Source organism: Novipirellula aureliae, from assembly GCF_007860185.1.
Taxonomy (GTDB): domain Bacteria; phylum Planctomycetota; class Planctomycetia; order Pirellulales; family Pirellulaceae; genus Novipirellula_A; species Novipirellula_A aureliae.
The window spans coordinates 373,658-390,376 of record NZ_SJPY01000004.1; the positions used below are offsets into that span (position 1 = coordinate 373,658).

Here is a 16,719-nt window from a genome sequence, read left to right on the forward strand (position 1 = left end):
TATGGAATCTGCCGGATCAAAACCGAAGCCTGCCAAAACCTCGTTCAAGGATGCGGCAATCCGTAGTGGCTTGGTGTCCTCCGAGCGTTGGAAACAAGTTGTCGAGACGGTCGGATCGGCAAACGATGACGAAGCGATCGCTGACCTGTTGGTGCAAAGCGGTCAAGTGACGGAGTACCAGGTCAACCAACTACGCGGCGGTCGGACGAAGTTTACGCTCGGTCCCTACCTCATCACCGGATGGATCGGCCAAGGAGGCATGGGGCAAGTTTTCAAGGCAGTGCATAGTGTGATGGGTCGTGAGTGCGCCGTGAAAACACTTCCGCTCGAAAAGTTGACTTCGGAATCACGCACGGCATTTGTTCGTGAAATCCGTTTGCAAGCGGGACTCGATAGCCCTTACGTCGTCCGTGCTTACGATGCGGGGCAAGACGGTAACGTTCATTATTTGGTGACCGAGTATGTCCCGGGGACCGATCTGCGGAAGTTGGTTCGAAGCAATGGTCCGTTGACGATGAACCATGCCGCTGGGGTCATCTCGCAAGCTGCGATGGGACTTCAATATGCTCATGATCTCGGCTTGGTCCATCGTGATGTGAAGCCTGGGAACATATTGGTGACGCCCGACGGGCATGCGAAGGTATCCGACATCGGGTTGGCAGGCTATCACTTTGGCGGAATTGACGATCCGCGTGCTGGCAAAATTGTCGGCACTGCAGACTATTTGTCACCCGAGCAGATCCGCACGCCTTCGCTAGTCAACCCGCTAAGCGATATCTATTCCCTTGGATGCACGCTCTATTACGCGACGACTGGCAAAGTGCCTTTTCCTGGCGGCGACGTCAAATCGAAATGCAAACGCCATTGTGAACAAACGCCGTGGCACCCTCGCAAGTTTGTCCCGGAATTATCAGAAGATTTCGTTGATGTCATTGCTGACATGATGGAAAAGGATCCGGCCAAGCGAATCCAATCGGCTGCGGAGGTTGCCGAGCGGCTCGAGCCCTGGTCTGCTGCGACGATGGAATTCATCGATCGTCCGATCGATCGTCGCTCTTGGACACCACCGCCACCACCGAAAGAGCCACCGCCGTCGCGTGACCATGGCGAAGACCTCGATCCAACCTCTGCCGGGTATTCGGAGGCGTTAAGTCAATCGGGCGCCGCGTCCGATCAAGATTTACCGTCTGCGATGCAGCCGGAAATCGGAACCGGATCCGATCTGGTTTTCCCGCCAACCGGCAGCGTATCGCTGGATCCCAATCTCAAGAAAAACGACTCCCCGAGTCTGCTGCTGCCGATTGCTCTGACGTTAGCAATCGCGGTACCCATCAGTTTGCTGGTGGGTGCGATCATTGGGTACTTGATCCGAGAATCGATGTAAGCTTGATACCTGACGCAGCATTTTTCCCATCCACCCGTTCTTCCGAAGAGCCTAAAAACTCGGGTTGACGGTAGTGGATCTTGTTAAAGATCCTGCAGCTCGGGTTGGCGGTAGTGGATCTTGTTAAAGATCCTGCAGCTCAGGTTGGCGGTAGTGGATCTTGTTAAAGATCCTGCAGCTCGGGTTGGCGGTAGTGGATCTTGTTAAAGATCCTGCAGCATTGAGAATTTCAACAAACCCCACCAAACCCCACTACGAACGCTTCTCCGCTTCAACGCCTTGTCGCTTGATTCTCGCATTCCATTTTTCGCGGGCTAGTTGTTGCATATCAACCGCTTGATCTTGCTCGTCGACAATCTCCAGTCCGAGCAGTGTTTCGACGACATCCTCAAGCGTCACGATTCCTTCCATGCCACCAAATTGGTCGACCACCAATGCGATATGGGCACGATTGTTTAACAGCAAATCAAACACGCTGGCGATTGAATCGGCTTCATGCACCGATTCGATCGGTCGAGAAAAGTTCGCTAGCGGTTGTTCGTCATCGCCCGAAGCAATCGCAACAAGTATTTCATCTTTTAGAACAAAACCGGTAACATGGTCTTGGCGATCATGATACAGAGGCACACGTGAGACGGGCCACTTCTTGACGATTTCGGCTACCTCGCCAAGAGTCTTGGTTTGCTCAGCACTGATGACGACCATTCGCGGTGTCATCACATCGCCAACGGTGATTGAGTCGAGTTTGAGAAGGTTGCGAAGGATTCGCGATTCACGCGCTTGTAGTAACCCTTCGCTGCTGCCCAGTTCCGCCATCGCCTCAATCTCTGCTCGCGTGACAAGCTTTTGATCCTTATTGCCGGACAGCAGTTTGGTCAGGAATTCGGACATCCAAACCAAAGGCCACATCAAATAGATCAAGCCTTGCACAAAGATGGCGACCGGTGCGGCCAACCGTCGCCAATGGAGTGCTCCGACCGTTTTGGGGATGATCTCGCTAAGCACCAGGATCAACAGCGTCAAGATTGCACTGATCACACCTACGTATTGGTCGCCATAGATTTTGGCTGCTTGAGCACCGACACCCGCTGCGCCAACGGTGTGGGCAATCGTGTTGAGGCTCAGGATTGCCGCCAACGGTCGATCGATATTCTCTTTAAGCCGTAGGATTCGGATTGACGATTTGCTGGAATCTTGCCGGCGTTCGGCCAGAAAACTGGGGGTGATCGAAAGTAGGACTGCCTCCGCGATCGAGCACAAAAACGAAAATCCGATGGCGATTGCCAAATACAGAAAAAGAAAGAAATGTTGCATCCGTCGTTCGTTTCGCGAGTTGGGGCCAAGTGGAAATCAACCCGCAAAGCATAGTATACTGGTAGCAATAGCGAAACTCGCCCAATGGTCGGCATCGTTCTGGTCTTGGTGCTACGGTTTATCGGAACCGCTCGGCTTCTTATTTAATGCTTCATTGACTGGCATTTTTTTTCGCGACCTAAATCATTTATCGAGGTAACAAACGGTGGGTCCACAATTACCCGATTTCGGATGCTTCCCGCGATGGCCCGAAAATGGATACGATTTTGTCCATCCCGACGATCACGAAATCGTCCTCAAACTTATTCCCAGCGAACGAGTGATGCGGCGGGAACACTTTGACGGTGCCTATTATCACTACTCGTACGGATCGACTCGCTTCCGGTTGAAACCGTGTCTCTGGCTGAAGGTCAAAACGGACGGTATCGACATTGGCGATTCGGTGGAAACGGTTGGCGTTAATATGGAACGAGAACGATTCGTGGCGAAGGTCTACGGCATGTATTACATTCGCCGAAAAGGTTGTATCCTATACCGTCTTCGCCGAGACGATACGATCGTTCCAAATTTGTATTTGGCGGAGCATTTGCGATTGTTGACCGAGAAAGCAAAGGTGCGGCGAGGCGAAATTCCGCATCCGACGCCGAAAGCGTTTGACCGTAGCGAGCGGTTAGAATTGTGAGGCGAGCGACGGACCATCCTTGCCGCCCTAAGACAAGTAGAAAATTTGCTGCCACTTGCCTAAACGGGGGCAGCAAGCTTGCACGCCAGACGTTTTGTCGCTTTCGTGCAAAAATCGATTGATTCCGCTTTTCCTTTGTCATTGCACAAGGAATAATACGGCAATCGCCTGTCGAAAAGGCATTTTCCAATCCTGTTCGCTTCGGTCGTCCTTCCAAAAATGTCCATGCCAGTAAAATCGAAACAAGCGACGACTGGACCAACGGCGGTGCGGGTTGGATCGCGACTTGGCAAGTACCGTATTGAACGACGGTTGGGTGTGGGCGGTTTCGCAACCGTGTATGCTGCATTCGACACCCTGTTAGGGATCAAAGTCGCGTTAAAGATTCCCTCTCCCGAATTGGTCTCACCCACGTTGCTTGACGAATTTCGCCGCGAAGCGAGATTGACGATCCAGTTGGACCATCCCAATATTTTGCCGATACGCGATGCAACGTTTGTCGAGAACCATTTCGTAATCATCACACCGATGGCCGAACGAACCTTGAGTGACCGTCTGCAGAACCGAATGGGTTTTGACTTGGCATTTGATATTCTGACTCAACTTCTTCAGGGTGTCGCCTACGCTCACGAACAGGGCGTGATCCATTGTGACATCAAGCCCGAAAACGTATTGATGTTCGACGACAACCAAATCAAGCTGGCTGATTTTGGGATCGCCAAGGCGACTCAGAAAACGATTAGCGGATCGGGAACGGGTACGGTCGGCTACATGGCTCCGGAGCAAGCGATGGGAAAACCCTCTGCTCGATCGGACGTTTTTTCGATCGGATTGATCGCCTATCGACTGTTCTCTGGGAAATGGCCTGAGTATCCGTTCGAATGGCCTATGGCGGGTAACGCAGCATTGCGCCGCCGCGCCCATGGTGATTTAATCGCCATAATCCGCAAATCTTTGCTGGTGACCCCGCGCAAACGCTATCGAGACGCCGGGCAAATGCTAGCGGCTGTCAAACAAACTCGCTTGAAAGCGATCCGGTACTCTCGCCGACACCGAACAACAAGCTAGAATGATAGTGGAGCCTGTTTGATCGTCGGCTTTCGCGGCGAGAAAGGGAACGAAGCAGGATCCGCGCCCCTTTTTGCGACCAATCCTTCAACACCGTACGATCATGCTGACCACGATGCCTGAAACGCAGCGAGACTTTTTCGTCGAGAGCGATATGCTCGAGTCGCAATCGCTTGCAACGCTCCGTGGGTGTGTGGTCGCAATCGCTCGCCGTTGCCCCGGCAAAGAAGAACCCAATGACGACAGTGCCGTCGTCATCCGGGCGGCTTCGGGGGCGATCGTCATGGCGGTCGCTGACGGCGTCGGTGGTTGTCCGCTCGGCTATAAAGCATCCGCGATCGCGGTTGAGTGTATTGCCGAAGCGGTCTTGGCAGCCGATTGGAACGTGGACCTACGGGCTCCGATCTTGGACGCGATTGAAAAGGCGAATGAAGACATTTTGGATCTCGGCGTCGGAGCCGCAACGACGTTATCGGTCGTTGAGATTGTCGACTCAAAAGCGAGAGCCTACACCGTTGGTGATTCGATGACGATGATCGTCGGGCAACGTGGCATGCTGAAGTGGCGATCCACCTCTCATTCGCCCGTTGGTTATGCGGTCGAATCGGGATTGCTCGACGAGGAGTCCGCGATGATTCACGACGAGCGACACGTCGTATCCAACTTGGTTGGATCTTCGACGATGCATATCGGCGTGGGCCCCGCACAAACGTTGCGACCGCGCGACCGTGTGCTGATCGCTTCCGATGGATTGTTCGACAACTTGCACATCAGCGAAGTGGTTAGCAAGATCAAGAATGGGGATCCTCGGAAACAGATGGAAGCGTTGATCGGTTTCGCAGATGACCGAATGAACGGACGCACGGACGAGCTTCCAGGCAAACCGGACGATTTGACCGTATTGCTGTACTCGCAAAAGTCCTAACGGCGGATTGCCAAGTGACGCACACTTCGTGAGCCAACACTCCTCTCTTAGCCCGAATGATCCTTAGCCCGAATGATTCTCAGGATTCGTCAAAATTCGAGTCGCTCGTTAGAGCGAAAGAGTTTTGTGTGAATCCTTGGAGAATCACTCTGCGAATTAACCGGGTTAGCGTCGATTACCGAGCAGGATGAAGACGTAATAGGCGAGCGTCATGACGGCTTGCAGCGTTGCCGCGACGTAGGTGAGAGCGGCGGCATTGAGTATTTTTGCCACGTAATGCTCTTGGTTTGCCGCAATAATCCCATGCTCAACCAATTCCTCGCGCGCTCGCGACGACGCATTGAACTCCACGGGCAAGTTGATCAATTGGAAAAACACAACCGCAGAAAACAAGATGACGCCGAGCCAAGCCAATGGTTCGATTCGGAAAAACATACCGCCGAACAGCATCCACATGCCTGCACCCGAACCAAAATTCGCTGCCGGTACCGCCATGTTTCGAATCACCAACGGTGCGTAATGGGTGGCATCCTGAAACGCGTGTCCCGCTTCATGACACGCGACACCGACAGCCGCCATGTTGGGGCCATTGTAAACATCGCTGCTCAAACGCAGTACCTTGGCACGCGGGTCATAATGATCGCTGAGCATTCCATCGATTCGCTCGATACCAACGCTGCTGAGCCCACCACGATCGAGCATCAATCGGGCGGCCTCAAACCCCGTCATGCGCGACGGAACTTGACTCATTTGCTTGAAAGCCGACTTCACTCGCCATTGAGCGTAAAGCCCCAGCAAGAATGGAGGAATGACAAACAAAAGGTAAAGCATCATCGGAAAACTCTCGTCGAGATTTGTGGGTTGTTGTGGAAAAAGGCGCCGAAAGATGCCAAAAAGACAGCCCCAAACGCCTTGCGTGACTCATTATACGCAACTACTAGACCAAACGTTTGGGGTTTTGTCCGAAAACGGGGCTAACCTTTGCCGGAGGGGGGAAGCCCCCCTATCGGTCAAAACCCCCTATCGGACAAAACCCAGCTCAACCATCCGATTTGTTTGCATGGTCGCAATTTGTGACCTAACTTTGAGTAAAATCGTTTCGTCATTTCAAACACGATGTTTGTCGGTTCAGCTTGCTTCGTAGCAGCGATGGATTATTGACGATGACGAAAGCAGCAGCGTCGCTAGCCCGTGTATCGCCCTCTCATCAAAGCCAATCGTTTCTGTTTTGAAGCGACAAGAATGTCGTTTCAGTGGAAACGGATTGCCAAGGGATCACTCCTCCGTCATGACTTGTCACGAACTTGCAAAACGACTCGCCGACTTACGGCCCGAGTTGCATGCGATCGAAGTCGCACGACTAAGCCTTTTAATACTCATCCAAACCGAAAACGTCGAGAAATTGCTTGACGACGAAGCGTTGCTATCAGCATGGAGGAACGCCAGTTTTCGGCTCGAGGCCGCCGCCGATCAATACGCCGCCGTCGCTGCGGAACTCGATCAAATGTGCAGCTCCGGACCGGTCCAGTTCACGCCCGACCAATTGTGGGTGCTGCTGCGAGCTGTCAAGGTGCAAAGCCAAATGTTAGACCTCTACACCGATGAACGGGCTCTCGCGTAAAGGGGGCTCTCGCGTAAGGCCGCGAAAGAACAGCAAACGTCTTGTTACACAACGGAGATCAGGCCCCGTCTACGCCGACTTGGCCAATTGCTGACGAAATCGCCTGTTGGCTCTTTCCGGTGCAAAAGCCCGTTTTAGTTCTTGGCGATTTTTTCGAAACCAAGACGTCACGAGCCCTAGCGTATGCGGATAAGCTCCGTGGCCTCGGTCGACCGGGTTTGCTGCCGCGGCTCGCCATTGTTTTAGCTTGGGTTTGAGTGCGATGTAATCCGCATCGCTGACAGGGGCTGCCGCTACATCCGCGACTTCACCACTGTGAATAAAATACCAGCGGCCACAATTGTCGAATCCTGCAACGGGATAAATAAAGGTGTACTCACGACGCGCGATCGCTAACATCGACAACCGACGGTGGACGTATTGGAGTGACTTCAGCGTTTCTTTGGCACTCCCGGCTAACTCATACTGCCGATTTGCCGCTGCTTGCTCCATCGTTTCCAAAAGGGCAGTGATCGGTTCATCGTTGAACCCGTCGACAAAACTCTCCGCAGCATTGACGTGCAACTGATACTCGCTACGGCTGCAAGCTGCTGCACAAGGTCCGAGACAGGTGCCGAGCTCGAGACGCAGACATCCGGGGCGGTGGTCAAGCTCGAACAATTGCAGTTGTTCCCGAAAATGAAAGGCTTGCTTCTGACTGCAATCGCGAAGCTTAAAAACTTTATTGAGACCGTCGACGGCTTTCTGCATTCGGCCGAGTCCGAAGAACGGGCCTTCGATCGCCGTGCAGTCTTTGGGTGGTTTACTGGCCAAGAAGAAGTAGGCTGCGGGAGGGCGGCCTAGGCAGAGGTAGACCGGTCGTTGACGTTTGGGGACGCCCTGCACATTCCAACGTGGTGTGAACCGCCGAATCAGTTGCTGCTCCCTTAGTAATGCCGCGAACTCACTCGGCTGAGTCTCCCACTGAATCGCTCGCGTGTTATCGATGATGCGACCACCCTTTTCTTGCGCATTCGAGTCGGCGAAATAGCTAAGTAAACGCGAACGAAGTGCCTTGCTTTTGCCGACGTAGATCAATTGACCTTTGCGGTCGAGCATGCCATAGACACCAGGAACGGAAGGGCAAACTCGAGTCACTTCGTCGCGAAGCTCTCGTTTTTTCATGCCACCGATCGCTTCGAGCGGACGTTCGCCGTGAGGGTTGAGCGAATCCGCTCCAAAGCCAAACATCGGCTGCTCGAGCCACATTGCATCCATGCTTTATCGTTTGTTTAAAGATGAAAAGTACTTTCGTAGCCCTGGTCGCCATGACTTTCGCTACGAAAAATCACGGAAAGCCTACCTCATTGCCACCCTTTTTGTCTAACATTTTACGGTAACTGTCCACCAGTCTATCCAGATTAAAAACGCAAAATGGATGCTCACGACTCTTTAGAATTGCTAGCGAACTGCGTCGACGAAGCAATAAGGCTAATTGATAGCGTAATTCGGAGCGAACCGATTCGAGCTGACTCGAGAGTGCGGCATTGATTGCTTCCATTCGCCGTTGCCACTCTCGGCGATGTCCCTTCGCAGGGATGTCTCGAATCAGACGCCGTTTTTCTTCGATTAAGCCCTCATCCAATTCCGCTTTGTCCGCAAATCGTTCGGGTTGATAATCGATATCACGGAGTTTTCGTCTGAGCACGCGAATCGCTGGATCGAGGCCCTCGGGCGACTCGCCTGGCAATTGGATCGTTGCCGAAACGACCATGAACTGGGGCGGACGGATCGCAAAGAACTGTTCGGCGATTCGATCGCCCAACTGATCGTACTTCCCGCCACCGATCCCATGCAAAAACAGATCACTCAAAATCATTCGAGCATACATGGTCGTCAGTAGAGCGCGTGGACGAATCTTGAACGAGTTTGTGTTCGCATCCGCCAAGGCCAAGGCGACTTCGTCGGAGGTACAGGGGTGATCTGGACCAAACTTAAATCGATGACTCAGTCCGCTACGGTTACTGATCACAAGTTCTCCATCCTCACACTTGATCCAGCCCGCTTTTCGTTGTGGTTGTTCGTCGCTGTAAATCCAAATCGGTGCCTCGATCCAACCATCTTCGCGAGCCAAATTGGGGACGGGATGGGCATGGCTTCGAATCCCATGGGCTTCACGATAGAGATCGGTTTGGGAATTGTAGATATCCTGAAAGCGATCGACGTCGCACAAAATCTTCAACAAGAACACAGCGAACACGCGTCCTCGGCAAGCGACCCCGAGAGGCAATTCGAGAGTCGATAGCCCGATGTCGCCCTCCAAAGCATGACGCGCTTGAGCGAGAGCGCAGCCCGCCACTCCGCAGCGTTCGACCGATGCTTTGGCATGCTTCCACAAGGGGCCTATGATTGGCTTGTCGACGATCGGTGCAACCGCTTTGCTGACCACATCGTCGAAACGATCGAAGCGTGCTCGATCGCTGATCGTCGTTTGCTCATGAGGCACCCCGCCGCCGAACCGGTCATAGCGAATGTTTTTCAGAGTGTAGTCGCCGGAAATTTCGTCGATGGTGGGAACGCGGATAGAGCTGCCGGATGCGGCATCGTTGTCGATGACCAAGTTGATGGCAATCGCATCATTCGCTTTTGCAATATGGTCGAGGGCAAAGTTTTTAAACCAAACGCCCGGATGGAAAAGTGAAGGTTGGTGGCCTGCCATCACGATCGGTGCGGTCTCGCGATTCACCGTCAACTCGACTCGTCGGTAGGTCGACGTGTAACGCACCGCATCGCTAATCAGTTGTTGGCGTGCTTCGTGGCGTAGCGATTGCCACTCTGCGGAATCGAGACTTAACCGCGTTAGGTTTTCGCGCAGCAACCCACCTGCTTCATCGATACTTGGATCGGCAAACGATTCCCCATCGTTTTTCGGAGCACGGTAGGGACGAAAGGTTTCAGCGACGTTCAAAGATAGCACCTAACCGGTCGAGTGACTTGGGCGGGATGGCAAACGGTCAAACGTCGCCCCTTGTTCGGTCGCGACTCGGATTGCATCATCGAGCACTTGGTTGTAGTACCGTAGGCGAGTTTCCGATTCATCAAGCGATCCGCCGAACGATCGACTCAAGTCCAAGTAGATCAATGGGACGGGGATTTCGATGATCCGCAAATTTGCAGCAACGGCTTCTACCCAAAGTTGTAATGGCATCGCATAACCGGTATCGGTGATACGCATCTCACGAATTGCAGAGGCTCGGTAAGCCTTGAACCCGCAAAACGCATCGGTCAAATTCAGACCTAAACGTTGGTTCAATTCGCCAGTGATACGCCGATTGATGAACATCCTTTCCGCAGGCGGTTCACTATCGCCAGCATATTTCTTCAAATAGCGGCTACCCGAAACGATATCGGCCACAGCTGCCGCTTCGATAAACCGGGGGATCCGCTTGGGTTGGTGTTGCCCATCGCAGTCGAGGGTGACAACGCCGTCGTAGCCTTCATCGATGACAAACTCAAACGCGCTGCAAAGGGCGGCTCCATAACCCTGGTTCGATCGATGGTGGATGACGTGCACGTCATCGCGAGCACGAAGCAGATCGCTCGTCCCATCGCTCGATCCATCGTCGACCACCAACACCTCCTCGGCGTATTGGGTGACCTGATTAAGAATGTCGTTGACTGTATCAACCTCGTTGTAGACGGGGATAGCAGCCAGCCATCGTTCGCATTTCGTCATAGGTTCTCAGATTTCGTTGATTTCTCAAATTTCTTGGGCGGGTAACTTAACGGTATTCTAATCAAGGGTTAAGCCCTTCATCATATTGTCGAAGTATCCTCTGTCCAGCAAAAGGTGTTCCAACTAGGTTTGCTCGTGCTTCCCCCACATTTCAACCTAGGTTTGGCAACATGAGCCGTTTGAGCCCTTGGCGCCGGTCATAGCCGTTTGGCCGTTAGCCCCGGTTCCGTGGAAAAAAACGAGGTTAAGGCCCAAACGGCTAACTCGAAAATCAAATTTAGGGGGTAGCCGATCTCGCCCGAGATTGGTTTGCTGCAATGAATGCCATCCAAAGCCCAGCGATTTCGGCGACGGCAAGCCCTGAGTTCTATCGCCCTGAGTTCGATCGCCCTGAGTTATATCCATGTCTAACCACGAAAATTTCCCGCCTCGTGGTTTGTCACAACGAAGAAATAGGGGAAGAATCTTCGTCGCTGTGGCTTCCAGTCGCAGCTACCTGCGGGGCAAGCTGCCCGAGCCACTCTTTTGCCAAGCCTAAAATCAAGCGGTGACCAAGCCCCCGTGCTGCATCCCTAACCGCTTTGGGTTCGCCGTTTTGGTTCGCCGCGGTTCTGTTGGAAAAAACGGTGCCGACGGCCAAACGGCAAATGTTGCCAACGCTAAAGATCGCCTCGGGTTGAAGCACTCGTCTCAATCCCTCGGTTTTTCTATTGCGTTTAAGAGCCGATTTTGGGAATGTCGCATTGGCAAGTGCTGTCGAGTCGTTTTGAACACTCGCCCACCATTGCACCACCCATTCCACAAAGCCTGTAAAAATGTCCTCTAGGATGGAGCCGTTTGTTGTGAACCACTTTTTTTGTGCCAAATTGTCAGTTTTTCTTTTTGCTGGTTTCTCCATGCTCATCGGGGGGGTTGCTCCCGGGGTCGCGGCGGCGGAGGAGCGATCGGAAAAATCGCAGTCTTCCGTTGCAGAGAGTGTTCTCGAGCGGTTTACGTTGGCATATTCCCTCCAACCTGGCGAAAAGATCCGCTACGAGGTCACCCACCAAGCCAAAACGAAGACTCGAATTCGTGGTGCCGAAGAGGTTTCGCAGGTTCACACAATAAGCCAACGGCACTGGGACGTTCTGCCGTCCTCGACCGACGGCGAAATGACTTTCGAGCATACCGTCGACAGCGTCGAAATGACTCAGCAGCAAGGCGAGGAGGACGAGATTCGCTGGGACAGCCAGAGCGGCAACGAACCGCCGTCCGTGTTCAGCCTCGTTGCCGAGCAAATGGGTAAGAAATTGGCCACGGTGACGATCAACACGCACGGCCACGAAATCAAACGCGAAGATCATGCCGGCAGCAAGGCATCACTGGGAATGGGAACTTTGACGCTGCAATTGCCCGAGGAACCGGTCGCAATTGGCCAATCGTGGACCGTGCCTCACGAAGTGAAAGCCCGTTTAGAGAATGGCGAAATCAAAATCATCAAAATTCAAGAGCGTTATACACTCGAAAAAGTCCAAACCGGAGTCGCCAATCTCTCGCTCCGCAGCGAACCGCTGACACCAATGCGCGATGAATCGGTCCGCGCTCAGGTGGTCCAACAGCTAAGCAACGGCGAAATTCGTTTCGATATCGATAATGGCCGAATGCTCAGCAAACAGCTTGATTGGGACGAAACCGTGATCGGTTTCCAAGGCCCTAACAGCTTGATGGAGTACCGGGCACGGATGACCGAGCAATTGGTCGACGATGTCCAGCGAACCGCCAAACGGAATTAGCCAACACGCTGCGGTAATCTGTCTCAGTGCTTCATCGAGCGAGCGAAACCCTTTGCAATTATGCCGCAAGGGCTCTAAATTAAACGCTTCGTCTTCGCTCGGTGATTCCAGGCAACCTTGAGTTATACCCCGACGAGTCATTCGAGCTTGATTTCCTGATTCTCATTTCAAGGAGTTCGTCTGATGGCACGCACATCCACCCTTCGCTGGAGGAATCTCGCAGTCTGCGGTCATTCTTCGGCTGGCAAGACTACACTCGTCGATCGCTTGCTGGCCGAAACCCAAGCCGTTTCTGGCTCACCAGACGTCCAGAATGGGACGAGCATTTGTGACTTTGAACCGGAAGAAAAAACTCACAAACATTCCATCGAATCCTCGCTCGTGCATCTGAAGTGCGGGGAAGACGAATTCAATTTGATCGACACTCCGGGCTACCCCGATTTTGTTGGCGGCATGATCGGAGCCTTAGCCGCTGTTGAAACCGCCGTCGTATGCATCGACGCCCACAGCGGTATCCAAATGAACACGCGCCGTGCGATGGAAGAGGCCGGAAATCGCGGGTTGGCACGTATCTTGGTCATCACCAAAATGGATGACGCTCAGGCCGACTTCAAGTCATTGGTCGAACAGTGCAAAGAGATATGGGGGTCTGCCGTGATTCCGCTGCAAATCCCGGTCGGCCAAGGCGAGACGTTCCAATCGGTCGCATCGGCGGTCGAGTTGCCAATCGAAGCACGTGCTGCCGTCGTCAACGTCGCCCATGCTCACGAACAATTGGTTGAAGAGTTGGTCGAGAGTGATGAAGTATTGATGGAGCAGTATCTCGAAGGAAAAATGCCGGCGGTTCCCGCGATCAAGGAATTGCTTCGCAAAGCGGTCATTAGTGGCGATGCGATTCCCGTCCTTTGCGTGTCATCAACAACGGGCGTTGGCGTCAAAGAACTCATTTCGCTAATCGACGAAATCGCTCCAGCACCCGACGAGATTGAGCGGACCGCGACCGACGAAAACGGCGAAACAGTGACTCTCGACCAATCGGTTGATGGACCGTTGGCCGCTCAAGTGTTTAAAGTACGGGTGGACCCCTTTGTGCAAAAACTCAGCTACGTACGGGTCTTTGGTGGTTCGCTGAGCAAAGACCAATCCGTCGCTATCACCGATGCGAGGAAAGATGTCAAACTGAACGCTTTGTTGCGAGTTCAAGGCGAACAGAGCGAACCGATCGAATCCGCATCCGCGGGCCAAATTGTGGCTATCGCCAAAATGGAAGACATGCACGTCGGTACCTCGATCGGTGCGTTCCAATTGCCCAAGATCGCTTTCCCCGAACCAATGGTCGGTTTGGCGATTTCCCCGAGCCGACGAGGTGACGAAAACAAACTCTCGACGGCGATGCACAAATTGACCGAAGAAGACCAGACGCTGACTCTGACACGCGATTCGCAAACGGGCGAATTGGTAATGACGGGTATGAGCGAGCTGCATCTGCAAATGCTACGCGAACGTTTGGCTCGGCGCGACAAAATTGAAATCGAAACTCACGATCCGCGTATTCCTTACCGCGAAACGATCACGACGTCAGCGGAAGGATCCTATCGGCACAAGAAGCAATCAGGTGGCCGTGGTCAATTTGGCGAAGTACACATCCGCATGCTGCCGCTGCCACGCGGGACCGACATTGAATCGTTCGCCGTGAAAGCAAGGTTCCCGAGTATCAAGTCGTATCACTACCACCCCGAAAACAATTTTCTGTGGGTCGACTCCGTGGTCGGTGGGGTGATTCCCGGCAATTTCATGCCTGCGATCGAAAAAGGTTTCATCGAACGGATGGCCAAAGGTGTCATCGCTGGCTACACGATCCAAGATGTTGCCGTCGAAGTTCACTACGGAAAACACCATCCCGTCGACAGTAGCGAAGCGGCCTTCAAGATGGCTGGCAGCTTGGCTTTCCGCAATGTCTTTCGAGAGGCCAAACCGGCTCTCCTGGAACCTGTCGTCCATTTGCATGTCGTTGCCCCCGAGGATTCGGTCGGTGATATCTATAGTGACATGAGTAGCCGTGGCGGACGGGTGCTCGGCAGTACTGCGATGCGTGGCGGTGTGCACTCGATCGATTGTGAGGTTCCGCTTCGCAGCGTCGGTCACTACAACCGAACGCTAAGCAGTGTGACGGGCGGCCAAGGAAGTTATTCGATTAACTTCAGCCACTACGAAACAATGCCAGCCGACGTACAGCGTCAACTGATGGAAGCGGTCAAGGAAGAGCTCGAAGAAACCACCGCGTAAGAAGGTCCTACCTGGGCCATCGGTTTGCCAACTCTCGTTAACCCGCTGGGCATCGCCTTACGGGTCTGCATGCTCGCTCCGCTCTCCGAGCGGAAAGCGTTTTCAAACGGGGAAGCGAAAGCAGGTTGGTTCAATTCGCCAATGGCGTTAGACAGCCCTGGGTACAGAATGGAAAACCATCAGGACGGAGGGGGGTGGTCGCGTCCCGAACCCAGGGCGGAGCAATGACCCCCGCCGTCGCTTTGCGGCTGGGCGGCCAATTCACTGGGCGGCCAATTCACTGGGCGGCCAATTCACTGGGCGGCCCGTTAACTGGGCGGCCCGTTAACTGGGCGGCCCGTTAACCGCGCGGCCCGACGGCATGCCATTAAGCAATTCAAGAGCTCTCTAGCCGGCCCGCCTACGCCGTATGAATCGCCTACGCCGTATGAATCGTCTACGCCGTATGAATCGCCCGGCCGCCGACCGCTAAGGCAGCTTCGTGGACCGCTTCGGCGAGGGTTGGATGCGCGTGACAGGTACGGGCGATATCTTCGCTGCTAGCACCAAACTCCATCGCCGACGCGGCCTCGGCGATCAAGTCGCCAGCCCGGTTACCGATGATATGCACCCCGAGAACACGGTCTGTCGTTGCGTCGGCCAAAATTTTGACTCGTCCCTCGATATCGTTTAATGTTCGAGCACGACCGTTGGCACCAAACGGGCAGATCCCCTTATTGAACTTAACCCCTTGTTCGTTGAGTTCCTCTTCGGTCTTTCCAACCATGCCAATTTCGGGGTGCGTGTAGACCACCGCTGGGATCACTTCGTAGTTCATATGACTCTTCATTCCCGCGAGCCGCTCGACGCATACGATTGCTTCTTCCATCGCCTTGTGCGCCAACATTGCTCCTCCGATGCAATCGCCGATCGCATAGACTCCTTCGACGGAAGTTTCGTATTCCGAATTGACGGTGAGGAAGCCGCGTTTGTCGGTTTCAAGTCCAATCGTTTCGAGACCAAGGTTGTCGGTCGCGGGTGTTCGTCCGGTAGCCAACAAAACGCGGTCGCACTCGATCGATTCACCGTCTTTAATCTTGACAATGCACTTGTCACCGTCGCTGGTCGCGGAATCGACAAACGTACTGGTGCGGATATCGAGTCCTTGGCGTTTGAAGGTGCGGTGGGCCATTTGAGCGATCTCACCATCGATCCCTGGCATGATCCGATCCATCGCTTCGAGCACGATCACTTCGCTACCGAGTCGGTTCCACACGCTGCCCATTTCCAAGCCGATGTAGCCACCGCCGATCACGACCAACCGTTTCGGCACTTCGCTCAGCGAAAGCGCCATCGTGCTGTTCCCAATCCGCTCGCCATCTTCTTCGATAAAGCTCAGTGCAGCTGGCCGACTACCGCTGCAAACGAGAATCCGTTTGGCTTGAATCAATACCTTGTCTTTGCCCTCGACTTCAATCGATTCAACATCACGAAACTTTCCGCGACCACGATAGGGTGTCACCCCTCGTTTTTTAAACAGCATATCGATACCGCCAGTCAAAGCGTCGACGATCTTGGTCTTGCGTGCCATCATCTTATCGAGATCAAAATCGACATTGTCGATTTGTACGCCATGATCGGCGAGTTTGTGTTTGGCTTCGTGGTACAGATGGCTCGATTCCAATAGCGCCTTGCTGGGAATACACCCCACTCGCAGGCATGTGCCGCCGAAGCGATCATTTTCATCGATACAGGCAACGTCGATGCCAAGCTGGGCGGCGCGGATCGCGGCGACATAGCCAGCTGGACCGCCACCAAGGATTACTAAATCATGCTTTACAGTTTTCATGTCGCTATTCGTTTCGTTTTCGTCGAGTCGTAGATACTTGGACTTTACCACCCCTAGTGATTTGTCACAGCTTGATTTTCGGCTTGGCAAAAGAGTGGCTGGGGCATCTTGCCCCAGTGCGCTG

Annotated in this window: 14 protein-coding genes; 7 read left to right on the forward strand and 7 right to left on the reverse strand. The window is 53.6% G+C overall.

Going from position 1 to position 16,719, the window contains the following annotated elements; translation table 11 throughout:
• The first annotated feature begins 1 nt into the window (after position 1).
• Positions 2 to 1,384, forward strand: coding sequence for a serine/threonine protein kinase (locus Q31b_RS13760; protein WP_146600254.1), 1,383 nt, complete (start codon positions 2 to 4; stop codon positions 1,382 to 1,384).
• Between the two features lie 252 nt (positions 1,385 to 1,636).
• Here the strand turns inward: Q31b_RS13760 and Q31b_RS13765 are convergent, their stop codons facing one another.
• The gene (locus Q31b_RS13765; RefSeq protein ID WP_146600255.1) at positions 1,637 to 2,698 is read right to left on the reverse strand and encodes a CNNM domain-containing protein; all 1,062 of its coding nucleotides are present in this window, start codon (positions 2,696 to 2,698) and stop codon (positions 1,637 to 1,639) included.
• A 205-nt stretch (positions 2,699 to 2,903) separates the two neighbouring features.
• Between Q31b_RS13765 and Q31b_RS13770 the strand changes: the two genes are divergently transcribed.
• The 3 genes from Q31b_RS13770 to Q31b_RS13780 all read left to right on the forward strand — a co-directional run bounded on the left by Q31b_RS13770 (position 2,904) and on the right by Q31b_RS13780 (position 5,373).
• On the forward strand, positions 2,904 to 3,380 hold the full coding sequence (locus Q31b_RS13770) for a hypothetical protein (protein WP_146600256.1): 477 nt from the start codon (positions 2,904 to 2,906) through the stop codon (positions 3,378 to 3,380).
• Positions 3,381 to 3,605: 225 nt separating this feature from the next.
• On the forward strand, positions 3,606 to 4,448 hold the full coding sequence (locus Q31b_RS13775; protein ID WP_146600257.1) for a serine/threonine-protein kinase: 843 nt from the start codon (positions 3,606 to 3,608) through the stop codon (positions 4,446 to 4,448).
• Positions 4,449 to 4,551: 103 nt separating this feature from the next.
• On the forward strand, positions 4,552 to 5,373 hold the full coding sequence (locus Q31b_RS13780; protein WP_146600258.1) for a PP2C family protein-serine/threonine phosphatase: 822 nt from the start codon (positions 4,552 to 4,554) through the stop codon (positions 5,371 to 5,373).
• A 165-nt stretch (positions 5,374 to 5,538) separates the two neighbouring features.
• Here the strand turns inward: Q31b_RS13780 and Q31b_RS13785 are convergent, their stop codons facing one another.
• On the reverse strand, positions 5,539 to 6,207 hold the full coding sequence (locus tag Q31b_RS13785) for a zinc metallopeptidase (RefSeq protein WP_146600259.1): 669 nt from the start codon (positions 6,205 to 6,207) through the stop codon (positions 5,539 to 5,541).
• Between the two features lie 454 nt (positions 6,208 to 6,661).
• Here Q31b_RS13785 and Q31b_RS13790 point away from each other — a divergent pair, with 454 nt between their 5' ends.
• A complete protein-coding gene (locus Q31b_RS13790) occupies positions 6,662 to 6,994 on the forward strand; it encodes a hypothetical protein (protein ID WP_146600260.1) in 333 nt (110 codons plus the stop codon).
• 69 nt (positions 6,995 to 7,063) lie between these two features.
• On the opposite strand, the gene Q31b_RS13795 is transcribed toward Q31b_RS13790, so the two are convergent.
• The 4 genes from Q31b_RS13795 to Q31b_RS13810 form a co-directional block, all read right to left on the reverse strand.
• Positions 7,064 to 8,251, reverse strand: a complete 1,188-nt coding sequence (locus Q31b_RS13795) for a GIY-YIG nuclease family protein (RefSeq protein ID WP_146600261.1) — start codon at positions 8,249 to 8,251, stop codon at positions 7,064 to 7,066.
• Positions 8,252 to 8,321: 70 nt separating this feature from the next.
• Entirely contained in the window at positions 8,322 to 9,950 is a 1,629-nt protein-coding gene (locus Q31b_RS13800; protein ID WP_146600262.1) for a hypothetical protein, read from the reverse strand.
• Positions 9,951 to 10,709 (reverse strand): glycosyltransferase family 2 protein, encoded by a 759-nt coding sequence (locus Q31b_RS13805; protein WP_146600263.1) that lies wholly within the window; start codon positions 10,707 to 10,709, stop codon positions 9,951 to 9,953.
• 439 nt (positions 10,710 to 11,148) lie between these two features.
• Positions 11,149 to 11,574 (reverse strand): hypothetical protein, encoded by a 426-nt coding sequence (locus Q31b_RS13810; RefSeq protein WP_146600264.1) that lies wholly within the window; start codon positions 11,572 to 11,574, stop codon positions 11,149 to 11,151.
• Positions 11,575 to 11,605: 31 nt separating this feature from the next.
• On the opposite strand from Q31b_RS13810, the gene Q31b_RS13815 reads away from it, so the two are divergent.
• Together Q31b_RS13815 and Q31b_RS13820 are read left to right on the forward strand one after the other, a co-directional pair.
• Complete coding sequence (locus tag Q31b_RS13815) at positions 11,606 to 12,481, forward strand: hypothetical protein (protein ID WP_197171511.1); 876 nt, start codon at positions 11,606 to 11,608, stop codon at positions 12,479 to 12,481.
• A gap of 183 nt (positions 12,482 to 12,664) precedes the next feature.
• Positions 12,665 to 14,767 carry an elongation factor G gene (locus Q31b_RS13820; RefSeq protein WP_146600265.1) on the forward strand — a complete coding sequence of 701 codons (2,103 nt, stop codon included), beginning with the start codon at positions 12,665 to 12,667 and terminating at the stop codon, positions 14,765 to 14,767.
• A 436-nt stretch (positions 14,768 to 15,203) separates the two neighbouring features.
• Here the strand turns inward: Q31b_RS13820 and lpdA are convergent, their stop codons facing one another.
• Positions 15,204 to 16,595 (reverse strand): dihydrolipoyl dehydrogenase, encoded by a 1,392-nt coding sequence (gene lpdA, locus Q31b_RS13825; protein WP_146600266.1) that lies wholly within the window; start codon positions 16,593 to 16,595, stop codon positions 15,204 to 15,206.
• Between the last annotated feature and the right edge of the window lie 124 nt (positions 16,596 to 16,719).